Origin of the sequence: Phycicoccus sp. Soil802 (assembly GCF_001429605.1) — a bacterium.
Lineage (GTDB): Bacteria > Actinomycetota > Actinomycetes > Actinomycetales > Dermatophilaceae > Pedococcus.
The window spans coordinates 147,346-168,340 of the sequence record NZ_LMSS01000003.1 but is presented as its reverse complement, the minus strand read 5'-3'; the positions used below and the strand labels follow the sequence as shown (position 1 = coordinate 168,340).

At 71.5% G+C, this 20,995-nt stretch carries 20 protein-coding genes; 5 read left to right on the top strand and 15 right to left on the bottom strand.

Features of this window, described 5'->3' with window-relative positions:
- Nucleotides 1-70: 70 nt before the first annotated feature.
- Nucleotides 71-760 carry a DedA family protein gene (locus ASG91_RS07325; protein ID WP_056921986.1) on the top strand — a complete coding sequence of 230 codons (690 nt, stop codon included), beginning with the start codon at nucleotides 71-73 and terminating at the stop codon, nucleotides 758-760.
- 29 nt (nucleotides 761-789) lie between these two features.
- Here ASG91_RS07325 and ASG91_RS07320 read toward each other — a convergent pair whose 3' ends face one another.
- The 8 genes from ASG91_RS07320 to pyrE all read right to left on the bottom strand — a co-directional run bounded on the left by ASG91_RS07320 (nucleotide 790) and on the right by pyrE (nucleotide 7,970).
- Complete coding sequence (locus ASG91_RS07320) at nucleotides 790-2,298, bottom strand: multicopper oxidase family protein (protein WP_235545465.1); 1,509 nt, start codon at nucleotides 2,296-2,298, stop codon at nucleotides 790-792.
- Nucleotides 2,288-2,770 (bottom strand): hypothetical protein, encoded by a 483-nt coding sequence (locus ASG91_RS07315; RefSeq protein ID WP_056921985.1) that lies wholly within the window; start codon nucleotides 2,768-2,770, stop codon nucleotides 2,288-2,290. The genes ASG91_RS07320 and ASG91_RS07315 overlap by 11 nt, the downstream gene beginning before the upstream one ends.
- A gap of 163 nt (nucleotides 2,771-2,933) precedes the next feature.
- Nucleotides 2,934-3,560, bottom strand: coding sequence for a response regulator transcription factor (locus ASG91_RS07310; RefSeq protein WP_056921984.1), 627 nt, complete (start codon nucleotides 3,558-3,560; stop codon nucleotides 2,934-2,936).
- Nucleotides 3,557-4,786: a sensor histidine kinase gene (locus ASG91_RS07305; RefSeq protein WP_056921983.1), complete on the bottom strand. Its 1,230-nt coding sequence runs from the start codon at nucleotides 4,784-4,786 to the stop codon at nucleotides 3,557-3,559. The genes ASG91_RS07310 and ASG91_RS07305 overlap by 4 nt, the downstream gene beginning before the upstream one ends.
- 7 nt (nucleotides 4,787-4,793) lie before the next feature.
- Nucleotides 4,794-5,603, bottom strand: a complete 810-nt coding sequence (locus ASG91_RS07300) for an ABC transporter permease (protein WP_056921982.1) — start codon at nucleotides 5,601-5,603, stop codon at nucleotides 4,794-4,796.
- The gene (locus ASG91_RS07295; protein WP_056921981.1) at nucleotides 5,600-6,490 is read right to left on the bottom strand and encodes an ABC transporter ATP-binding protein; all 891 of its coding nucleotides are present in this window, start codon (nucleotides 6,488-6,490) and stop codon (nucleotides 5,600-5,602) included. Before ASG91_RS07295 ends, ASG91_RS07300 begins: the two co-directional genes overlap by 4 nt.
- A 189-nt stretch (nucleotides 6,491-6,679) precedes the next feature.
- Entirely contained in the window at nucleotides 6,680-7,369 is a 690-nt protein-coding gene (locus ASG91_RS07290) for a LemA family protein (RefSeq protein ID WP_056921980.1), read from the bottom strand.
- 46 nt (nucleotides 7,370-7,415) lie between these two features.
- On the bottom strand, nucleotides 7,416-7,970 hold the full coding sequence (gene pyrE / locus ASG91_RS07285; protein ID WP_056921979.1) for an orotate phosphoribosyltransferase: 555 nt from the start codon (nucleotides 7,968-7,970) through the stop codon (nucleotides 7,416-7,418).
- A 126-nt stretch (nucleotides 7,971-8,096) separates the two neighbouring features.
- Here pyrE and ASG91_RS07280 point away from each other — a divergent pair, with 126 nt between their 5' ends.
- Nucleotides 8,097-9,059, top strand: coding sequence for a DUF3500 domain-containing protein (locus ASG91_RS07280; RefSeq protein ID WP_056921978.1), 963 nt, complete (start codon nucleotides 8,097-8,099; stop codon nucleotides 9,057-9,059).
- 43 nt (nucleotides 9,060-9,102) lie between these two features.
- Here ASG91_RS07280 and ASG91_RS07275 read toward each other — a convergent pair whose 3' ends face one another.
- The gene (locus ASG91_RS07275; protein ID WP_056921977.1) at nucleotides 9,103-9,870 is read right to left on the bottom strand and encodes an SDR family oxidoreductase; all 768 of its coding nucleotides are present in this window, start codon (nucleotides 9,868-9,870) and stop codon (nucleotides 9,103-9,105) included.
- A 37-nt stretch (nucleotides 9,871-9,907) separates the two neighbouring features.
- Between ASG91_RS07275 and ASG91_RS07270 the strand changes: the two genes are divergently transcribed.
- Together ASG91_RS07270 and ASG91_RS07265 are read left to right on the top strand one after the other, a co-directional pair.
- A complete protein-coding gene (locus ASG91_RS07270; RefSeq protein ID WP_056921976.1) occupies nucleotides 9,908-10,693 on the top strand; it encodes an exodeoxyribonuclease III in 786 nt (261 codons plus the stop codon).
- A 104-nt stretch (nucleotides 10,694-10,797) separates the two neighbouring features.
- Nucleotides 10,798-11,655 (top strand): alpha/beta fold hydrolase, encoded by an 858-nt coding sequence (locus ASG91_RS07265; RefSeq protein ID WP_056921975.1) that lies wholly within the window; start codon nucleotides 10,798-10,800, stop codon nucleotides 11,653-11,655.
- Nucleotides 11,656-11,700: 45 nt separating this feature from the next.
- On the opposite strand, the gene ASG91_RS07260 is transcribed toward ASG91_RS07265, so the two are convergent.
- Nucleotides 11,701-13,359, bottom strand: a complete 1,659-nt coding sequence (locus ASG91_RS07260; protein WP_235545464.1) for an MFS transporter — start codon at nucleotides 13,357-13,359, stop codon at nucleotides 11,701-11,703.
- Between the two features lie 4 nt (nucleotides 13,360-13,363).
- The gene (locus ASG91_RS07255) at nucleotides 13,364-14,062 is read right to left on the bottom strand and encodes an LppX_LprAFG lipoprotein (protein WP_056921973.1); all 699 of its coding nucleotides are present in this window, start codon (nucleotides 14,060-14,062) and stop codon (nucleotides 13,364-13,366) included.
- Between the two features lie 108 nt (nucleotides 14,063-14,170).
- On the opposite strand from ASG91_RS07255, the gene ASG91_RS07250 reads away from it, so the two are divergent.
- Nucleotides 14,171-15,007: an NlpC/P60 family protein gene (locus tag ASG91_RS07250; RefSeq protein WP_056921972.1), complete on the top strand. Its 837-nt coding sequence runs from the start codon at nucleotides 14,171-14,173 to the stop codon at nucleotides 15,005-15,007.
- Nucleotides 15,008-15,036: 29 nt separating this feature from the next.
- Here ASG91_RS07250 and ASG91_RS07245 read toward each other — a convergent pair whose 3' ends face one another.
- The 4 genes from ASG91_RS07245 to clpB all read right to left on the bottom strand — a co-directional run bounded on the left by ASG91_RS07245 (nucleotide 15,037) and on the right by clpB (nucleotide 20,908).
- The gene (locus ASG91_RS07245; RefSeq protein ID WP_056921971.1) at nucleotides 15,037-16,719 is read right to left on the bottom strand and encodes an alpha-amylase family protein; all 1,683 of its coding nucleotides are present in this window, start codon (nucleotides 16,717-16,719) and stop codon (nucleotides 15,037-15,039) included.
- Between the two features lie 2 nt (nucleotides 16,720-16,721).
- Nucleotides 16,722-17,687 (bottom strand): TIGR03885 family FMN-dependent LLM class oxidoreductase, encoded by a 966-nt coding sequence (locus tag ASG91_RS07240; protein WP_056921970.1) that lies wholly within the window; start codon nucleotides 17,685-17,687, stop codon nucleotides 16,722-16,724.
- Nucleotides 17,688-17,782: 95 nt separating this feature from the next.
- Nucleotides 17,783-18,229, bottom strand: a complete 447-nt coding sequence (locus ASG91_RS07235; protein ID WP_056921969.1) for a hypothetical protein — start codon at nucleotides 18,227-18,229, stop codon at nucleotides 17,783-17,785.
- Nucleotides 18,230-18,334: 105 nt separating this feature from the next.
- A complete protein-coding gene (gene clpB, locus ASG91_RS07230) occupies nucleotides 18,335-20,908 on the bottom strand; it encodes an ATP-dependent chaperone ClpB (RefSeq protein ID WP_056921968.1) in 2,574 nt (857 codons plus the stop codon).
- Between the last annotated feature and the right edge of the window lie 87 nt (nucleotides 20,909-20,995).

Genomic DNA, 20,995 nt, shown 5'->3' with positions numbered 1-20,995 from the left:
GGGGCCTCTCAGCGTCCGCACAGGTGAGGATTCGGGCAGTGCCGACGCCACGGCATACCCTTGACGCGTGATGACCCCCACCCTCGGCCCTGACTGGATGGACCCCCAGTGGCTGCTCGAACGCTTCGGCAGCCAGTTCTTCTGGGTGAGCGCCGCCATCGTCTTCATCGAGTGCGGCCTGCTCTTCCCGATCCTCCCTGGCGACTCGCTGCTGTTCGCGGTGGGGCTGTTCATCGCGGAGGGGTCGATCGACATCAACGTCGTGGTGGCCTGCCTGCTCCTGACGGTGGTGGCCTTCGCGGGCAATGTCGTCGGCTACGAGATCGGCCGCGCCGTGGGGGCTCCGCTCTACGAGCGTGACGGCCGTTTCCTCAAGAAGAAGTACTTCGACGAGACCCACGCGTTCTTCGAGAAGCACGGCGCGAAGGCCCTCGTGCTCGGCCGTTTCGTGCCGATCGTGCGCACCTTCATCACCGTCGTCGCCGGGGTGGGTCGGATGGACCGCCGCCACTTCTTCGTGTGGAGCGGTGTGGGGGCGGCGCTCTGGGCGACCGGCGTCACGCTGCTCGGCTACTTCCTGGGCAACGCCTTCCCGGTCCTCAAGGACCATCTCGAGGTGGCCATCCTCGCGATCGTGGCGGTGTCCGTGATCCCGATGGCGGTCGAGGTCATCCGAGCGCGTCGTGGGCGCACCGCCACCGAGGCCATCCTCGAGGAGACCGGCGAAGCCGTGGAGGACCTGCGCGACGACCGCGTCTGACGGTCCGACAGCGACAGCCGCAGCTGCAGCTACTCCGGGGTGTTGGGGGTGTCCCGCCCCAGCCGGAAGCGGGTGGTCACACCCTCGTACATCAGGTGGGCCGTCAGCCCTTCCCTGGCGTGCGGCAGGTTGTGGCAGTGGTCGAGCCAGATGCCCGGGTTGTCGGCGACGAAGGCCACGTCGAAGGTCTGGTTGTTGCCCACCTCGAGGCTGTCCGTCCACCACGGGCTGCCGGTGGCCTTGACCCCGTCGCGGGCGAGCACCACGACGTGGTGACCGTGCAGGTGCATCGGGTGGGTCTCGCCCGAGTGGTTGTCGATGTGCATGACCGCGACGTCACCCTCGGCGACCATGAACATCGGCGCACCCGGGAACATCTTGCCGTTGACGGTCCAGTGCACTCCTGGCTTGCCGTTCACGAACCCCGGGCGCCGGCCGATGCTGTAGGTGAACCTCCGGTCGGGGTGGCCCACGTCGAGCCCGAGCGGTGCCGGTGAGCCGTAGGTCAGCAGGTCCACGACGCCGGTCGGCGCGCGCGTCGCAGGGGTCGCGGGCGCGGCGCTCCCGGCCGGCCCGAGCACGAGGGCGGCTCCGCCCATCTCCACGCGGACCGCGGCCCCGGAGGCAGGCACCCGGACCCTGAGGTCGACCCGCCCGCCGGCCGCGAGTGCCACCTTGGCGCCCTCGACCGGCGTGGGCCGGTTGACGTCGGTGCCGTCGACGGCCGCGACCTCGAAGGTCGCACCGCTCACCCACACCGGCATGATCCCGTTGTCGGTGTTGATGATCCGCACCCGCGCGGCCTTCCCGGCGGGCACCTCCACCGGCACGTCACCGGAGCGTCCCTGCACCGCCCGCCGACCGGCATACAGGTGCGCCAGGCCGACCACGTCGACGTCGCCGCCGATCCCCGCTCGCGGGGTGACCACCACGGCGCCGAGCAGACCCTTGATGACCTGCTCGTGGGACACCTGGTGCGAGTGGTACCAGTACGTGCCGACCTGCGTGGCCCGGAACCGGTAGACGTGCCGCCCGCCGATCGGGACCGCGTCCTGGGTCACGCCGGCGACACCGTCGTCGGCGTTCGGCACGTCGATGCCGTGCCAGTGCAGGGAGGTGCCGTCCGGCACCGACTCGTTGACCAGCGTGACCTGCACGAGGTCACCCTCCTGGGCGCGGATCGTGGGCCCGGGCGTGGTGCCGTTCAGGGTGTATGCCGTGAGCGTCGGGCCGCCGCGAACGGTCACCTTCTGCCGGCGCGCGGTCAGGGTCACCTCGACGTCTGCGGGGCCCTGGTCGGGCTCGACCAGGGTCGTGACGTCGCGCCCGCCAGCGGCGCCCGGCAGGTGGCCGTGGGCGAGGGCAGCGCCGCCGACGTCGACGGGGCCCATGGTCATCACGGAGTAGGACGCGGGCACCAGGCTGGCCGCCCACAGCCATGCCAGCGGCAGCAGCACCACGAGGGCGGCGGCGAGCGCGGCGACCAGGCGGACGCGCGCTCGCCGACTGCCCCGACCTGCCGTCGGCTCAGACGGCAACGCGCTGCGCGGACTCGCTGTCAGCTGGCCTCGCCATCACCGACGAGCGCGAGCGGATGCCGGTCCAGGCAGCCACGGAGAACAGCGCCAGGGCGTTGAGCCCGTGCAGTGCGCCCAGGACGGCGACGGCGTGGCCGAAGAGGCCCAGCGTCACCTGCAGCACCACGAGGCCGAGGACGCCGAAGGCGAACGCCATCCCGCGCGGCACCTTGGCGAAGAAGGACGAGATGACCAGGAGCAGCGCCAGCGCCGGGATGACCATCATCCCGTTCATCCCGTGGAGGAGGAACGCCTGGAACTCGGGGAAGGGAGCCGCCCCACCCTCGATCGCGTCCTCGAACGTCGCCTTGTCCACGACCCCACCATCGTCGACCCACAGCCCCAGTCCGGCGTCGCCGTAGACGATGAACATGGCCTGCACCGCCACCTCGATGGCCACGAGGAAGGCGAGTACCCGGTAGACCTTGCGCATTGCGAACCCCTCTCACCCTGCGGGGCCGTGCGGGACCCCGTCGACCACCCATGGTGGCGTGGACCGGCCCGGAAGGGGACCGGTTTCCGGTACTAGCGCAGGTGGCCCGGACGAACCGGACCAAACCGGTGCGACTCACCCGTGGGGGTGGCGGCCGGCTCGCTCAGAGCTCGATCTGCCCGCTCTTGTATGCCGCGGTGACGGCCGCCGTGCGGTCGGTCACCCCGAGCTTCTCGAAGGCCCTGAGCAGGTGGGTCTTCACGGTCGCCTCGCCGATGTGCAGCTCGCGTCCCACCTCGGCGTTGGACATGCCCTTGGCGACGCACTGGAGCACCTGGGCCTCCCGGTCGGTCAGGGCCGGGGTGGCGGGAGCGCGAAGCCGGCTCGCCAGCCTCGCCACGACCGGCGGGGCGAGCACCGTCTCGCCGCGAGCAGCGCGACGAATTGCGTCGGCCAGGGTCTCTCGGGGGGCGTCCTTGAGCAGGTAGCCGTTGGCACCGGCCTCGACGGCCCGGACGATGTCGGCGTCGGTGTCGTAGGTCGTGAGCACCAGCACGGCCGGCGCGGGAGGGCTGGCCAGCATCTTGGCCGTCGCCTCCGGGCCGTCCATCACCGGCATCCGCAGGTCCATCAGCACGACATCCGGGGTGAGCCTCGCGGCGAGCAGCACGGCCTCGGCGCCGTCGGCGGCCTCGCCCACGACCTCGAAGTCCGCGTGTTCCGAGAGCATCGCGACCAGGCCCATCCGCACCACCGGGTGGTCGTCGACCACCAACAACCGCAACGTCATCGGGGCACCTCCACCCTCAGCCGGGAGCCCTCGCCGGGGGCGCTGTCGACGTCGAAGCGCCCACCCACCTCGGCCGCCCGGGCGGTCGCGCCGTCGAGCCCGTAGCCGCGCGCCTCCGCTCCGGGTGCGAACCCGACTCCGTTGTCGGACACCGCGAGCGCGACGGGACCGTCCGGCTCGTAGGACAGCGCGACCTCGAACGTCGTGGCGCCGGAGTGCCGTCGCACGTTGGACAGCCCCTCCTGTGCGGTCCGCAGCAGCACGACCTCGGAGTTCGCAGGGAGCACGACCGGCTCACCCTCCACCCGCAGGGTGCCCGTCATGCCGCTCTCGGCCGAGACCGCGTCGACCAGCCGTTGCAGCGCCTCCGACAGGGTGCGGGACTGCAGGTGGCCGGGTGTCATCTCGGCCACGATGAGCCGGGCCTCCGAGAGGTTGTCGGCGGCGGTCTGCTCGATCAGGTGCAGCCGCTCGCGCACCGCCGCCAGGTCCCCCCGGTCGAGGGCGAGCTCGGTCGCGCGGGCGAGGGTCACGACCGACGTGAACCCCTGGGCGAGGGTGTCGTGGATCTCGCGGGAGATCCGCTCGCGCTCCCCCGCCACGCCCTGGGCGCGCTCAGCAGCGGCCAGCTCGTCCTGGGTGCGCTTGAGCTCGTCGATGGTGCGGGCGCGGGTGTCGGCCTCGCTGATGATCCGGTCGATGAACAGGCCGAGGGTGAGGGACAGCACCAGCATGATCACCGTGCTGATGGCGATCCCCACGAAGTCGTCGCCGGTGCGCGGTCCCTGCCAGAGGCGCGCGAGCCCGATCCCGACCACGGCCAGGATCACCGTCACGGCAGCCTTGTTGCGGGGCAGGATCGCCCAGGTCTGCGGGAAGAGCCCGAAGGACAGGATCCACGCCGTGCCGGTGCCGTCCAACGCCATCAGGACGATCATCAGCCCCCACGCGACGGCCAGGTAGGTGAGGCCGGCCCGCACGTCACGCTCGCCCATGCCGCGGCGGCCCCACACGGCATACGCGGCACCGATGGCGACCACGCACCCGATCCGCCAGGCGAGGTACTGCTGGTCCTCCGCCAGCATCACCACGATGGTCGTCACGACGAGGACGGCGAACAGCCCGTGCCACCAACGAAGCTGGCCGCGCCACATCTCGTCGAGGTCGTCCGAGGACGACCCCTGCTCCGAGCCGCAGTCAGCGGGCCCGATGCCGTCGGTGCTCACGGGACCATCATGTCGTGCCGCGCTTGGTCCAGCGGAAGGTCCGCGCACAGACGACCAGGCCGGTGACCAGCCAGACGGCGAGCACCAGGGCGGTGCGGCCGTGCTCCCAGGTGCCGGCCATCTCCTGGGTCTGCCAGTCGTCGGGGAAGAAGACCGAGCGCATGCCCTGGGCGATCCACTTCAGCGGGAAGAGCGACGCCACCTGCTTCAGCCATTCGGGCAGGTCGGTGAAGGCGAAGTAGACGCCCGAGATGAACTGCAGGATGAGGGTCGGCGCGATGACGATGGCGCCGACCGAACGCGACGAGGAAGCCAGTGAGGAGAACGCGATCCCGAGCACGGTGCCCGACGCGACACCCAGCAGGAACACCCACACGAAGGTCGCCCAGCTCCCGGCGTCGCCGGGCAGCTGCACCCCGAACCCGAGCTTCGCGACGGCGATGAGGAGGGCGAACTGCGCGAGGCTCGTGCTGGCCACGAGCCCGACCTTGCCGAGGAAGTAGGCGACCGGCGGCATCGGGGTCGACCGCAGGCGTTTGAGGGTGCCGTCGTCCCGCTCGATCGCGACGCTCAGGGCCATCGACTGGAAGCTGGTCAGCATCACCCCGGCCGCGACCATCCCCGGGAGGAAGAACCGGGCTGCGTTCACCCCGGCGGCCTCGGCGTCGCCGTCGCCGAAGCTGTCACCGAAGATCACCGAGAACATGCTGAGCATGAGGATCGGGAAGACGAAGGAGAAGAACACGGCCTCCTTCTCGCGGAAGTACATCTTCAGCTCGAGGACCGTGCGGTCCCAGCCGATGGCGACGGCGTTCACGCGACGACCTCCAGCTCGGGCTCGCTGCCGGCGGCGGCGAGGTGCGGTGCGATCAGGGAGAGGTAGGTGTCCTCCAGCGACGGCCGGGTCACGGTCAGCTTCGGCACCTCGCCGAGCTCCGCGCCGAGGCGGGAGACGAGCTGGGTCGGCGTGCTCGTCTGCTCGGTATGCCGCGTGCCCACCGCGTCCTCCCAGGTCACCGTTGCCAGCGAGGACGACCGGCCACCGAGGTTGGCCGGGGTGTCGACGGCGAGCATGCGACCGGCGGCGATGACGCCGACCCGGTCGGCCAGCTGCTCGGCCTCGTCGAGGTAGTGGGTGGTCAGCAGGATCGTGGTCCCGCCGTCCGCGAGTGACCCGATCAGCTCCCAGAAGTCGCGGCGGGCCTGGGGGTCGAACCCGGTGGTGGGTTCGTCGAGGAAGAGCAGCTCGGGGGTGCCGATGATGCCCAGTCCCACGTCGAGGCGGCGGCGCTGGCCACCGCTGAGCTTGCCGATCCGGTCACCGGCCTTGTCGGTGAGCCCGACGGCGGCGAGCACCTCGTCGACGTCGCGGGGGGTTCGGTAGACCTTCGCGGTGCTGGCGAGGGCCTCGCGCGGGGTGATGAGGTCGAGCCCCGTCGTGGACTGGAGCACGATGCCGAGGCGGTTGCGCCAAGCCAGCCCGGCCGTCTGCGGGTCCTCGCCGAGCACCGAGACGGTGCCACCGTCCCGCTTGCGGAAGCCCTCGAGGATCTCGACGGTCGTGGTCTTGCCCGCGCCGTTGGGGCCGAGGAGGGCGAACACCTCTCCGCGCTCGATCTGCAGGTCGATGCCGTCGACCGCGGCGCGGTCGCCATAGGTCTTGCGCAGGTCGGTGACGCGGATCGGAGCCTGGGGTGCTGACATGGCTCCAGCCTGCCCGCACTCGGGGCGATCGCGTCAGCCCCGCGCGGTTGACCCGCCGTCCACCATCCGGTTGACCCACCCCCGCCGCCCCATCTTTATCGGGTCTAGGGACAACGTTGACCTTCACACGGGTTATGAACCGGTGCGAGGGTCAACGTTCTTGCCAGACCCGATAAAGCTGTGACTGGGTCAGGGCTGGGTGGGGGGAGGCGTCTCGGCGGGAGGCGTGGGCGTGGGCTCGACCGCAGCGGGCGGGGTCGCGGGGGCGCCGGCCGGCGTGCCCCCGGCATACCCGCTGGGCGGTGGGATGGTCGCGTCACGCTGGCCGAAGTCGACCTTGACCGGGTCGCGCTCCTCACCCTCGACCTCGAAGTACTCCGCCCGGCCGATGTTGAACAGGCCCGCGACGATGTTGGACGGCACGGTCTCGACCTTGGTGTTGAGCTCGCGCACGTTGGCGTTGTAGTAGCGCCGGGCCGAGGCGATCCGGTCCTCGGTGGAGGTGAGCTCCTGCTGGAGGGCCAGGAAGTTCTGGTTGGCCTTGAGGTCGGGGTACGCCTCGGCGACGGCGATGAGGCGGCCGAGCGCCTGGCTCAGCAGGCCCTCGGACTGCGCCTGCTGGGCAGGGCTCTGGCCACCCGCCATCGCGGCCGACCGCGCCTTCATGACGTCCTCGAGGGTGCCGCGCTCGTGGGCGGCGTAGCCCTTGACCGTCTCGACGAGGTTGCCGATCAGGTCGTGGCGCCGCTTGAGCTCGACGTCGATCTGGCGCCAGGCCTCCTGCACGAGGTTGCGCAGCTTGATCAGCCCGTTGTAGACGCCGACCGCCCACAGCACGACCAGGACGAGCACGACGGCGATGATGATCCAGACCCACATGAGCGAACCCCTTGTCTTGTGCGGCGGTCTCGTTCTGCAGTGCAGCCTAGGCCAGACCGAGTTCGTCGAGGCCGTAGACGAAGCGGTACTCGATCCCCGCGTCCGCGAAGCGCTCACCCGCACCGGTCGCCCGGTCGGCGATGGTCGCGATGGCCACGACCTCGGCGCCCGCCTCGCGAGCCGCCTCCACCGCGTCGATCGGCGAGTTGCCCGTGGTCGTCGTGTCCTCGACCACCACCACGCGGCGACCCTCGATGGACGGCCCCTCGATGCGCTGCTGGAGGCCGTGCGCCTTGCCGGCCTTGCGCACGACGAACGCGTCCTTGCGATCGCCCGCGGCCGCGCTGGCATGCAGGATCGCGGTGGCGACCGGGTCGGCACCCAGGGTCAGCCCGCCCACGGCGTCGTAGTCCAGGTCGGCGATGAGGTCCCGCATGACGATCCCGACGAGGGGCGACGCCTCGCCGTCGAGGGTGATGCGGCGCAGGTCGACGTAGTAGTCGGCTTCCTTGCCGGACGACAGCGTCACCCGGCCGTGCACGATGGCCTTCTCCTTGATGATGTCGAGCAGGCGGGCGCGGGCGGCGGAGGTGTCGGTCACGGTTCGTGAGCCTACCGAGCAGGCGGTGCGGTATGCCGCGTGGCCGGCCACGCGGCATACCGAGGCTCCGGGGCGACGCCCCTTGCACACCTTGCGAGGTCGCCCCGGCTGCCTAGGGTGAAGGACATGGCCACGACCTCGCCGCAGCTCACCAGCCGCATGGCAGACGCCGCCGCCGGCCTCGTCGACTCGCTCGGGCCCGAGCAGCGGGAGGCGCTCGCCGCCGACCTCGGCGACCCGGCCTTCCGCGAGTGGTCCTACCTGCCCGGCCCCCGTGCGGGCCTGGTGCTCGGCGAGCTCACCGGCACGCAGCGGGACGCAGCCCTGACCCTGCTCGACACCGGGTGCAGCGCCGTCGGCGCCCGGACCGCGCGGGCCGTCATCGAGCTCGACCTGATCCGCAGGCAGCTGGGTGGTGGGGATCCCCGGCCGGGCGACGACCGGTTCTGGTTCCGGGTGTTCGGCGACCCGTCGACCGGCGTGTGGGCCTGGCGGGTCAACGGCCACCACCTGGCCGTCCACGTCACGGTCGCCGGTGGCGAGCTCACCGTGACACCGAGCTTCTTCGGGTCCGAACCCGCGCGGGTGCCCACCGGTCCGCACGAGGGGCTGCGGGTGCTGACCGCAGAGGAGGACCTGGCCCGCGAGCTGCTCGCCTCGCTCGACGAGCCACAGCGGAGGGAAGCCATCACCTCGGCCACCGCACCCGCCGACGTGCTGACCCGCCACGACCCGGTGGCCGACCCGACCCGCATCGGCGCCGGGATCAGCCACGGCGACCTGGCCCCCGCGCAGCAGGAGCGGCTGCACCGCCTGGTGCGGCACTACTTCGACCGCACCCCCGAGGACGCGGCGGCCGCGGCGTGGGCGGCAGCCGACCGTGCCGGGCTCGACGCGATCCGCTTCGCGTGGGCCGGTGGGACGAGTCCCGGCGAGGGGCACTACTACTCGGTGCTCGGCCCGACGTTCCTGCTCGAGTACGACAACACGCAGGACGGCGCCAACCACATCCACAGCGTGTGGCGGGACCTCACCGACGACTGGGGCGGCGACCTGCTGGCCCGGCACTACGCGAGCGGTCGCCACTGAGCTCGTGAGGTGTGCCGCGTGGCTGGGCCACGCGGCACACGAGTCACTTCCCGGGGCGGTGGACGCTGCCGGCGCGACGCCGGACGAGCGAGCGGGGCACGACGCGCAACGCCGCCACGATCGCCTTGTACTGGGGCGACGGCACGGAGACGACGCGGCCCTTGGCGACGTCGTCGAGGCAGTCACGCACCAGCCGGTCGGCGTCGAGCCACAGGAAGTCGGGGATGCTCGACATGTCGACGTCGGCGCGCTGGTGGAACTCGGTGTGGGTGAAGCCGGGGCAGAGCACGGTCGCCGTGACCCCGCTGCCCTTCAGCTCGGCGGCCAGCCCCTCGGTGAAGACGGTGACGTAGGACTTGTTGGCCGAGTAGGTGCCCGAGGTGATGAACGACGCGACCGACGAGACGTTGACGATGGCTCCGTGGCCCCGCTCACGCATGGCGTTGCCGGCGGCGTGGGACAACACGAGGACCGCCCGGCAGAGGACGTCGAAGTTGGCCTCCTCCTGGGTCACGTCGTGGCGCAGGAACGACCCCTTGAGGGAGTAGCCGGCGTTGTTCACGAGGAGGTCGACGGGCCTGGCCCGGTCGGCGACCCGCTCGGCGACCTTGCCGGTCTCGGCCCGGTCGGACAGGTCGGCCACGAGGATCTCGGTGGCGACGCCGTACTTCGCCTGCAGCTCGTCCGAGACGTTCTCCAGCCGTGGCCGGTCACGGGCGACGAGCACCACGTCGTGCCCGCGCTCCGCGAGGAGGTGGGCGAAGGACAGGCCGATGCCGGCCGTGGCTCCGGTGACGAGGGCAGTGCTCATGACGCCACTGTAGGCCGGTCCGCATAGGGTTGCCTGCGTGCGTATTGCCACCTGGAACGTCAACTCGATCCGCTCCCGCATCGACCGCGTGGAGGCCTGGCTGCAACGCAGTGACGTCGACGTCCTCGCCATCCAGGAGACCAAGGCCACCGACGCGCAGTTCCCGTTCGACCGGTTGGCGGCCCTCGGCTACGAGGTCGCACACCACGGCCTGAACCACTGGAACGGCGTGGCGATCGTGTCCCGGGTCGGCATCGAGGACGTCACCCCGTCGTTCGCCGACGCGCCTGCGTGGGGCGACCCGCCGGTCGTCGAGGCCCGAGCGCTGACGGCGACCTGCGGTGGGGTCCGGGTCACCTCCGTCTACGTGCCGAACGGCCGCCAGATCGAGGACCCCCACATGGTCTACAAGCTCGACTGGCTGGCCCGCCTGCGCGACCTCGCGCAGCGGTCCGTCGACGCGGGCGAGACGGCCGCGATCATGGGTGACTGGAACATCGCGCCGCAGGACGAGGACGTCTGGTCGATGGAGTACTACCTCGACAAGAGCCACGTCTCCCCCGGTGAGCGGGCCGCCTTCCAGGCGATCCTCGACACCGGGTTCGTCGACGTGGTGCGGCCGCACACCTCGGAGCCGGGCACCTTCACCTACTGGGACTACACGCGGCTCGCCTTCCAGAAGCGCCGGGGCATGCGGATCGACTTCATCCTCGGCACGCCGGCCTTCGCCGACCGGGTCAGCGGGGCGGCCATCGACCGCGAGGAGCGCAAGGGCAAGGGCGCCTCGGACCACGCGCCCGTCGTGGTCCAGCTCGACGACTGACCCCGACCCGCACCCTGGGCGCCCCTGAGGGTGCTCAGGTTGCGGAGGGGGGCCGGGGTCGGGCGGTGCGGTCGCCAGAACTTACCGTCGGTAATAATGGCGGCATGAACCCCCGCACCTTCACCGTCGCCACGGACGACGGGACCCTGCTGCGGGTGCAGGAGCACGCCGGGGCGAAGGACCGACCCACCGTCGTGCTGGCCCACGGCTGGACGCTCACCCGCGAGTCCTGGCTGCCGGTCGTCGGCCCGCTCGTGGACGCCGGGGTGCGGGTGGTCACCTATGACCAGCGCGGGCACGGCGAGTCGAGCCCGCTGCGCGGTGCGGCCTCGGTGCGGACGCTGGGCGACGACCTCGCCGCCGTCCTCGACGTCGTGGCCCCGCACGGGCCCGTCGTCCTGGGCGGGCACTCCATGGGCGGCATGACCGTGATGGCGTATGCCGGGCTGCACCCGGACGACTTCCGCTCCCGGGTGGTGGGGGTCGTGCTGGTGTCGACCAGCGCCGACGACCTCGAGAACCGGCTGGGCGCAGTCGAGGCGAGGGCCATGGCCGTCGCCGCGCGGCTGCCGCGGATCCCCGCTGGACGCTTCGTGACGGTCCGGGGCCAGCGCCGCCTGCTGTTCGGCGTCGACCCCGACCCGGCCCACGTGCAGCTGACCCGCGACATGGTGGCCAGGACGTCGCTGCCGACGATGGGCCGCTTCTTCGGTGCCCTCGGCGAGCACGACGAGAGCGAGGCGCTCGAGGCACTGCGCGGCATACCGACACTCGTGCTCGTGGGCGACCGCGACAAGCTCACTCCTCCCCGTCACGCGCACCGGCTGGTGGAGCTGGTGCCGCACGCCGAGCTGCGCGAGCTGCCCGGGCGCGGTCACATGCTGATGTACGAGGCCACCGACGAGGTCGTCGATGCGGTCCAGTCCGTGCTGGCCGCAGCAGTCCCCGGCCGGGCCCGCTGACCTGCAAGCTGACCTGCCGCCGCCGGCGAACGACCAGCGTGGGGGTCAGCCCAGCCGGGCCGTGCTCAGTGGCGAGCCGGACGGCGCACCGTGGTCGTCCGCCGGTCGCCGCCGCAGCCCGAGGCCGAGCGAGGCGACCGCGCCGAGCAGCGCTGCGACGGCTGCGCCGAGGAACACCGTCTGCACCTGCACGATGCCGGCCGCCAGCAATGCCTTGGTGTCGGTCTGGTCGGGCAGGGCGGCCACGGTCTCGTAGTAACGGTGCAGCCCGATCGCGGTGAGCAGCGCGAGCCCGACGACCATCCCGACCATGCGCGCGACGACCACCAGGGCGGACGCGACCCCGTGGGCGTCGGCCGGTGCATCGGCCAGGGCGGCGTTGTTGACCGGGGCCAGCGCCAGCCCGATGCCGAGACCCACGAGCACGAGGACCACCGTGGCCATCGGTCCGTCGAGCGAGCCGTCCTCCCAGCCACTCATGACGAGGAGGCCGGCGGTGGCCACCAGCAGCCCCACGCCACTGACCAGCCCGTCACCGCACCGCCGCAGCGACCAGCCGCCGAGCAACGCCCCGACGGGCACGGCCAGCAGGAAGCGCACGAGCACGAAGGCCGCGACCGTCTGCGAGTCGGTCAGGGTCAGCCGGGCGAGCACCGGCACGTTGACGATCACCGCGACCAGCGCCGCACCCACCATCAGGCTGACGACGAGCGAGGTGCGGGCCCGGCCGCGGACGACGCCACGCGCGACCAACGGCTCGGCGGTGGTGCGGTGCCGCCAGAGGTAGAGGCCGAGGGCGACGGCGCCGACCGGCAGCAGCGCGAACCCGAGCGGCCCGACGACCTCGCGCTCGGGGTCGCTGGCGGCGAAGGTGAGGACGACGCTGCCCAGGGCCAGGCCGAGCAGGACCGCGCCGGGCAGGTCGGCCCGTCGCAGGAGACCCCACCACCTCGGCGCGGTCACCACCACGAGGGCCAGGACCAGGGCCAGCGCCACCAGCCCGATCGGGGTCAGCACCCGCGACGTCGAGTCGCCGAAGGGGACGAACGGCACCCCCAGCGTGACGTCCGTCGCGAGCCGGGCCGGCGCGGCCAGCGCGAGCCCGCCCACGACCAGTGCCAGCGCGCCCAGCGCGACGGGTATGCCGCGCGGTCGCCGCAGCGGCTGCCCTCCCACGGCGACGACGACGGCGGCGAGGGCCAGGCCCGCGACCACGTTGAGCCAGAAGATCATCCGCCAGTCGGAGACCGCCAGGACCGCGGCGCCGAAGACCGGCCCGAGGACACTGCCGACCTCCTGCACGGCGCCCACGACACCCAGCGGTGTGCCGCGGCGCTCGGCTGGCCACAGGTCGGCCACGATGGCGAGTGTTGCGGGCACCAGACCCCCACCACCGATGCCCTGCAGCACTCGTCCGGTCACCAGCACCGGCAGCTCGACGGCCAGCGCCGTGATGGCCGACCCCACGACGAAGATCATCAGGCAGGCGACCAGGATCCGTTGCCGCGCAACGAGATCCGCTAGTCGACCAATCAGCGGCAGCACGGCGATGTAGCCGAGCAGGAACCCGGAGATGATGGGGGTCGCCTTCTGGAGCGCGTCGATGCCGAGGCCGACCCCGGTCATCATGTCCGTCAGGGCGAGCACCACGACATAGGTGTCGGCCGCGGCCAGCGCCACCGCCACGGAGGCCGTGGCGAGCAACGCCCTAGGGGCGGGTGATCGCAACGGGCTGAGCCAGGCTGGTGAGCCGCAGGGAGTAGGTGGAGGTCGACCCCTTGTAGAACGGGCCCTTCAGCAGCACCGTGCGGAGCTGCTTCTCCGCGGTGACGCCGTAGGTCACGTCGAACGTGCCGGCGCGGTCGCCGATGACGAACAGGTCGGCGACCGCGGTGCCCGGCACGGTGCCCGTGTAGGTGGTCAGCACGTCCGACCCGTCGCGCACCTGGCCGCCCTTCTTGGGCGCCTGGGTCTTGCCGATGAGGCTGGTGATGCCCGTCTCCTTGTTGAAGAGCTGGGCGGGGTTGGGGGCGCCGTAGGTCGCCGGGTCGATCTTGTTGTAGCCGGGGGTGAAGAACTTCATGTAGACGTCCTGCTCCACCGCGATCACGTCGACCGTGCCGGTCACCCCGGCGATGGTCGCGTTGAGCGTGCCCTTGAAGGACGGTGGCGTGAAGAGCCCGGTCCCCTTGGCCCCCGAGACGCCGATGGCCTTGCCGGGCAGACCCGTGGCCTCCAGCGTGAACGTGACGGCCGGGCTCTTCTCGAGGTTGGTGCGCGCCGCCGCGAGCTGCTCGGTGGGCGTCCCCTCCTTGGCCGGGGCGTCCTCCCCGGACGAGCACCCCACGAGGGCAAGTGCCACGAAGGTGAGTGCCGTGCCGGCGATGGCGATTCCCTTGAGGCGCATGACCCCGAGGGTAGTCGGAGGGGACCGCTCCCCATGGTCGCAACGCCACACCCCGCCCTAGCGTTCGGGCGAAACCGGCACCAGCCGGCATACCCGAGGGGGACTCTCATGCAACTGCTCAGCACCCGCCGACGCAGGATCGCCACCGCCGTCGCGACCGCAGCTCTGGTCGCCGCGCCGCTTGTCGGCGCCGTCGCCGCGAGCGCGGCCACGGCCACCGGCACCGTCAACACCACCGGCAACCCGGGGCCCGCGCTCACGGTGCGCGCCGCGCCGACCGCGGCCTCCGAGGCCGTCGGCAAGCGCTCCGACGGGGCGACCGTCACCATCGTCTGCCAGACCTACGGGCAGCAGGTGACCGGCACCTACGGCACCACGCGGATCTGGGACCGGATCAGGAGCGGCGGCTACGTCAGCGACGCCTTCATCCGCACCGGCTCGGACGGCCTCGTCGCGCCGCTGTGCCCGGGGACCACCACCCCGCCCGAGCCCACCCCGAGCGCCGCGGTGAAGGCGACGATCGCGGCCGCGAGGTCGATGACGGGGAAGTACCCGTACTCGTGGGGCGGCGGCAGCTACAGCGGACCCACCAGGGGCATCTGCTGCAGCCCCAGCGGCATCGACGACCGGCAGACGGTGGGCTTCGACTGCTCGGGCCTGATGGAGTACGCCTTCGCCAAGGGCGCCGGGCTGCGACTGTCGAGCACCTCGCGCAGCCAGTACTCCGACGGGCCACGCGTCCCGATCTCCCAGCTGCGTGCCGGGGACCTGGTCTTCTGGTCGAGCTCCAGCCGCACCACCACGGGCATCCACCACGTCGCCCTCTACGTCGGCGACGGCCTGATCGTGGAGGCCGACCGGGTCAGCGGCCCGGACCTGCGGGTGCGGGCGTTCTCCACCGGCGAGACCGGCGTCATGCCGTCCGTGGTGCGCCCGATCGGCTGAGGACCACCCGTCGGCGGCGCCCGCCTCCCTCAGGGGAGCCGGGCGTCGTCGCCATGGTGCACGCGTAGCCAGCGGAAGCCGTAGCCGTCCAGCTCCAGGGTGACCCGTCCCCGCTCGTCGGTTCGCTGCTCCCCGGCCTGCAGCAGGTCGACGAGCAGCACCTCCCCGTCGGCCACGGTGAGGGCGACCTCCCTCGGCTCGGCGCCGAGGTTGTGCACCGCGATGACCGCCGCGTCCTCCCACGCCGAGCGGTGCGCGAGGACGGCGTGGTCCGGTTGCGGGAGCACCTCGAAGGTCCCCCAGCCGAGCTCCGGGCAGGTCCGGTATGCCGCGATGAGCCCGCGCATGAAGCTCCAGTGCGACTCCGGGTCACGGCGCTGTTGGGCCGCGTTCACGTGCGCAGGCCCGTACCCGCCTTCCACGACCGGGCTGACCAGCTTGCGGGGCGGCGCGGTGGAGAAGCCGCCGTTGCGCCCCGAGGTCCACTGCATCGGGGTGCGGACCGCCATCCGGCCTTCCTGGGCGAGGTCCTCGCCCATGCCGAGCTCCTCGCCGTAGAAGATCGTCGGCGTCCCCGGCAGGGAGAAGAGCAGGGCGTAGACGAGGCGTAGTCGCCGGGGGTCACCGTCGAGCATCCCGGGCAGCCGCCGCTTGAGACCGCGACCGTAGATCTGCATCTCCGGTTCGGGGCCGAAGGCGTCGAAGACCTCCTGTCGCTGGGCGTCGGTGAGCTTGTCGAGGGTCAGCTCGTCGTGGTTGCGCACGAAGGTGGCCCACTGGCAGGACGGCGCGATGGCGGGCCGCTGGCGCAGTGCCCTGGCCAGCGGACGGGCGTCTCCCCGCGCCAGGGACAGGTAGAGGTTCTGCATGGCGATGAAGTCGAACATCATGTGCAGCTCGTCAGCCGCGTTGCCGCCGAAGAACTTCTTCTGGTCCTTGTGGGGCAGGTTGACCTCGCCCAGCAGGATCGCGTTTCCCTTGCGGCGGTTGACGAACGCGCGCAGGTCGCGCAGGTACTGGTGCGGGTCCGCCGGCACGTCGGGTCGTGCCGGGTCGTCCGCGGCGGTCTCGACGTCGTCGATGAAGAACGGCACGGCATCGACGCGGAAGCCGTCGAGCCCGAGCTCCAGCCAGAAGCCCATGGTCCTGGCGATCTCGTCACGCACGTCCTGGTTCGCGACGTTGAGGTCGGGCTGGTAGCGGTAGAAGTGGTGCAGGTACCACTCGCCGGTCCTGGGGTCCTTCTCCCAGATGCTGTCCTCCTTGTCGGGGAAGACCACCTGGTCTGAGCTGTCCGGTGGGGTGTCGGACCGCCAGACGTACCAGTCGCGGTAGCGGTTGTCCTTGCTGCGGCGGGCCGCCTTGAACCACGGGTGCTGGTCGGAGGTGTGGTTGATGACGACGTCCGCGATGACGCGGATGCCGCGGTCGTTCGCAGTGCGGATCACCTCGACCAGCTGGCCGTGGGTGCCCAGTCGGTGGTCGACGCCGTAGAGGTCGGTGACGTCGTAGCCGTCGTCGCGGTCGGGCGTGGGGTAGAACGGCATCAGCCACAAGCAGGTGACCCCCAGCTCGGCCAGGTAGTCCACCCGTTCGGCGAGTCCGCCCAGGTCGCCGATGCCGTCGCCGTCGGAGTCGTAGAAGGTCTCGACGTCGAGGCAGTAGATGACCGCGGTCTTCCACCACTGGTCGCTCGTGTCGGTGACGCGCATGGTCAGCTCCCAGTGCTCAGGGCGGGAAGGACGTGCTCGCCGAACGCCTCGATGAAGGCGTCCTGCTCCTGTCCCACGTGGTGCAGGTAGAGGTCGTCGAAGCCCAGGTCTGCGTACTCGGCGAGCCAGTCGCGGTGCTGGGCGAGGTCAGCCGAGACGCGCACCGCGGAGCGCACCGCGTCCGGCTCGACCTGGCCCCAGAGCACGTCGAACGCCTCGGCGGTCTCCAGGTCCCACGAGATGGGCGGTCCGAAGACGTTGCCGGCCCACTGGTCGTGCGCCACGGCGAGCGCCTCGCCCTCCGTCGGGGCCCAGGACAGATGCACCTGCAGCGCGGTGCGACCGCGCCCACCAGCGCCCCGGTAGGCCGCGAGCACGTCGCGCAACGTCTCGACCGGCTGGTTGACCGTGACCAGGCCGTCGGCCCAGGCGGCGACCCGTGCGGCACTGTCGACCGACACCGCCGGCCCCACGAGCAGAGGCACGGGGTCCGGCAGGTCCCACAGCCGGGCGCGGTCGACCGTCACGAGGCCGTCGTGGCTGACCTCCTCGCCGGCGAGCATCCGCCGGATGACGTCGACGCACTCCTCGAGCCGCTGCGTGCGGACCTCCTTGCGCGGCCAGCGGTCACCGGTGATGTGCTCGTTGCTGGCCTCGCCGCTCCCCAGCGCCACCCAGAACCGGCCCGGGAACATCTGGCCCAGCGTCGCGATCCGCTGCGCGTGGACGGCGGGGTGGTAGCGCTGGCCAGGGGCGGTGACGCAGCCGAGCGAGAGCTCGGTCGTGGCGAGGGCGGCGCCCAACCACGACCACGTGTACCCGCTGTGGCCCTGTCGGGTGCTCCACGGCGAGAAGTGGTCGGAGCACATCGCCATGGCGAAGCCGGCCCGTTCGGCGTGCTGCACGTCGGCGAGGAGCTGGCGTGGGCTCACCTGCTCGTGCGAGGCATGGAACCCGATCCGCGTCATCCCCCCACCTAACCGGAGAAGCGGTCACACCGCACCTGACCAGCGGGTATGCCGCGGGCTCGGCCCGGCGGCATACCGTGCCCGCTGCCAGCGGGTCAGGCCACGTCGTCCGGCGTGGCCTCGTGACCAGCACGACCATCGGTGCGGCGCTCGGCCTTCATCTCGGCCTCGTAGACGTGCCGCCGACCCTGCATCAGCTCGTCGCGCACCTGTTTCTCCAGCCGCTTGAAGTCGGCGTAGTAGCCGTCGTCGTACTCCTCCACGACCTGGAAGGTCCAGCGGCCGGCCAGCACGTTGCGCCCGACGAGCTCGCGCTCCAGCTGCTCGGCGAGGCCGCCGTGCCCGGCCGCGCGCAGCAGCTCACACGCCTCGCCCAGCGCGAGGTCTGCGGTCCCGGTGAGCCGGTGCACGCCGTAGAGCCTGCCCCTCACCTCCTCGATGGCCTCGAACGCCTCGCTCACCTTGCCGACCGCCTCGACGGTCGCGTCGCTGACCCCGTCCGGCCGCCTGTCGAGGCCTTCCTCACCCGTGTGTTCGCTCATGCCGGGTCACTACCCCGCGCGGGAGATCCGCACACACGCGAGATCCCAGCTCTCGGCAGCTTCCGGGGTCCGGAAGGGCGAGAGCTGGGATCTCGGGGGGGCGGATCAGCGCAGCACGAGGGTGTCCGCGGTCTCGTCCAGGTCGACGGTCACCGTGTCACCGTCGCGCACCTGCCCGCCGAGGACGGCCTTGGCCAACCGGTCGCCGATCTCCTTCTGGACCAGCCGGCGCAACGGACGCGCCCCGTAGGCCGGGTCGTAGCCGGTGATCGCGAGCCACTCCCGCGCGGCCTCGGTGACCTCCAGGGTGATCCGGCGGTCGACCAGCCGGGTGGCCAGCTCGCGGACCTGGAGCTCGACGATGTGGGCCAGCTCGGCGGACGTCAGGGCGTCGAAGATGACGACCTCGTCGAGCCGGTTGAGGAACTCGGGCTTGAAGCTGGCACGCACGACCCCCATCACCGCGTCGCGCCGGGCCGAGTCCTCCATCGTCGGGTCGACGAGGTACTGGCTGCCGAGGTTGCTGGTCATCACGAGGATGACGTTCCGGAAGTCGACCGTGCGACCCTGGCCGTCGGTGAGCCGGCCGTCGTCGAGCACCTGCAGCAGGATGTCGAACGTCTCCGGGTGCGCCTTCTCGACCTCGTCGAGGAGCACCACCGAGTAGGGACGCCGCCGGACCGCCTCGGTGAGCTGGCCGCCCTCCTCGTAACCGACGTAGCCGGGCGGGGCTCCGATGAGGCGCGCGACCGCGTGCCGCTCGGCATACTCGCTCATGTCGATGCGCACCATGGCGCGCTCGTCGTCGAAGAGGAAGTCGGCCAACGACTTGGCGAGCTCGGTCTTGCCGACACCGGTCGGCCCGAGGAAGAGGAACGACCCGGTCGGCCGGTTCGGGTCGGCCAGCCCGGCGCGCGACCGACGGACGGCGTCGGACACCGCCGCGACAGCGGTCGACTGCCCGATCAGCCGGGAGCCGATGATCGACTCCATCGACAGCAGCTTCTCGGTCTCGCCCTGCAGGAGCCGCCCGGCGGGGATCCCGGTCCACGCCGAGATGACCTCCGCGATGTCATCGGCGCCGACCCGCTCCTTGACCATCAGGTCGCCGTTGCGCAGCCCGCTGGCCACCTCGTCCTCGTTGGCCAGGGCGAGGGCCTTCTCGAGCTCGGGGATCTCACCGAACTCGATCCGGCTGGCGGTCTCGAAGTCGTACTCGCGGCGGGCCTTCTCCAGCCGGGTCCTGGCCTCGTCGATCTGGGTCTTGAGGTCACCGACCCGGTTGAGGCCGGACTTCTCCGACTCCCAGCGGGCGTTGAGGGCGGCCAGCTCCTCCGACCGGTTGGCCAGGTCCTCGCGGAGCCGGGCGAGCCGCTCGACGGAGGCGTCGTCGGTCTCGCGCTCGAGGTGGAGCTCCTCCATCTTGAGGCGGTCGACGGCTCGGCGCAGCTCGTCGATCTCGACCGGGCTCGAGTCGATCTCCATCCGAAGCCGGGAGGCGGCCTCGTCGACCAGGTCGATCGCCTTGTCCGGGAGCTGGCGGCCACTGATGTACCGGTCCGAGAGGGAGGCCGCGGCCACGAGGGCGGCGTCCTCGATCTCCACCTTGTGGTGCGCTTCGTAGCGCTCCTTGAGGCCGCGCAGGATCGCCACGGTGTCCTCGACCGAGGGCTCGCCGACGAAGACCTGCTGGAAGCGCCGCTCGAGGGCAGCATCCTTCTCGATGTGCTGGCGGTACTCGTCGAGGGTGGTGGCTCCGACCAGCCGCAGCTCGCCACGGGCCAGCAGGGGCTTGAGCATGTTGCCGGCATCCATGGCACCTTCGCCGGTCGCGCCGGCACCGACGACGGTGTGCAGCTCGTCGATGAAGGTGACGACCTGCCCGTTGCTGTCCTTGATCTCCTCGAGGACGGCCTTGAGTCGCTCCTCGAACTCGCCGCGGTACTTCGCGCCGGCCACCATCGCGCCGAGGTCCAGGCTGATCAGCCGCTTGTCCCGGAGGGACTCCGGCACGTCGCCGTCGACGATCCGCTGGGCCAGGCCCTCGACCACGGCGGTCTTGCCGACGCCGGGCTCGCCGATGAGGACGGGGTTGTTCTTGGTGCGCCGGGACAGCACCTGCACGACCCGCCTGATCTCGGAGTCGCGCCCGATGACCGGGTCGAGCCGACCGTCCCGCGCCGCCTGGGTCAGGTCGGTGCCGTAGGTCGCGAGGGCCTCGCCGCCCTCGACCGGCGTCTCGCTGGTCACGGTGCGACCACCGCGGGTCGCCTCGATCTTGGCCTCCATGTCCTTGGCCCCGCGCTTCTGGACAGCGGCCAGGTGGCCGGTCTCGGCGAGGGCGAGGAGCAGGAGGTCGAGGGCGAGGTAGGTGTCGCCCTTGGCGCGCATGAGGGTGTCAGCCTGCTGGAGCACGGCCAGCGCCTCCCGACCGAAGGTCGGCGGCTGGGTCGCGCCGGTGGTCGTCGGCAGGGCGCGCAGCCGGGCGTCAGCCTGGCCGAGCACGTGGGCCGCGCCGGTGCCGGCAGCCTGCAGCAGCGCGTCGGCCTGGGCCGGGTCGAGCTGGACGAGCGCGCTCGTGAGGTGGTCGGGGGTGATCTCGGGGTGGCCGGCGCTCTGGGCGGCTCGCTGCGCGAGCGCCAGCGCCTCGGCCACCTTGGTGGTCGGCTTCAGCTCCATGCGTGCGTTTACTCCTCATGGATGAGTTCGGGTGAGTTTCCACTCGGGACAACGGCTCAAAAGTTGAGCGTATTCCACTCAACCCCG

Bases quoted from the DNA above. Each gene is read 5' to 3' on its own strand.
- ASG91_RS07325 (WP_056921986.1), top strand. From the start codon at position 71: ATGACCCCCACCCTCGGCCCTGACTGGATGGACCCCCAGTGGCTGCTC.
- ASG91_RS07315 (WP_056921985.1), bottom strand. From the start codon at position 2,770: ATGCGCAAGGTCTACCGGGTACTCGCCTTCCTCGTGGCCATCGAGGTG.
- ASG91_RS07310 (WP_056921984.1), bottom strand. From the start codon at position 3,560: ATGACGTTGCGGTTGTTGGTGGTCGACGACCACCCGGTGGTGCGGATG.
- ASG91_RS07295 (WP_056921981.1), bottom strand. From the start codon at position 6,490: ATGTCAGCACCCCAGGCTCCGATCCGCGTCACCGACCTGCGCAAGACC.
- ASG91_RS07290 (WP_056921980.1), bottom strand. From the start codon at position 7,369: ATGTGGGTCTGGATCATCATCGCCGTCGTGCTCGTCCTGGTCGTGCTG.
- ASG91_RS07280 (WP_056921978.1), top strand. From the start codon at position 8,097: ATGGCCACGACCTCGCCGCAGCTCACCAGCCGCATGGCAGACGCCGCC.
- ASG91_RS07275 (WP_056921977.1), bottom strand. From the start codon at position 9,870: ATGAGCACTGCCCTCGTCACCGGAGCCACGGCCGGCATCGGCCTGTCC.
- ASG91_RS07265 (WP_056921975.1), top strand. From the start codon at position 10,798: ATGAACCCCCGCACCTTCACCGTCGCCACGGACGACGGGACCCTGCTG.
- ASG91_RS07255 (WP_056921973.1), bottom strand. From the start codon at position 14,062: ATGCGCCTCAAGGGAATCGCCATCGCCGGCACGGCACTCACCTTCGTG.
- ASG91_RS07250 (WP_056921972.1), top strand. From the start codon at position 14,171: ATGCAACTGCTCAGCACCCGCCGACGCAGGATCGCCACCGCCGTCGCG.
- ASG91_RS07245 (WP_056921971.1), bottom strand. From the start codon at position 16,719: ATGCGCGTCACCGACACGAGCGACCAGTGGTGGAAGACCGCGGTCATC.
- ASG91_RS07240 (WP_056921970.1), bottom strand. From the start codon at position 17,687: ATGACGCGGATCGGGTTCCATGCCTCGCACGAGCAGGTGAGCCCACGC.
- ASG91_RS07235 (WP_056921969.1), bottom strand. From the start codon at position 18,229: ATGAGCGAACACACGGGTGAGGAAGGCCTCGACAGGCGGCCGGACGGG.
- clpB (WP_056921968.1), bottom strand. From the start codon at position 20,908: ATGGAGCTGAAGCCGACCACCAAGGTGGCCGAGGCGCTGGCGCTCGCG.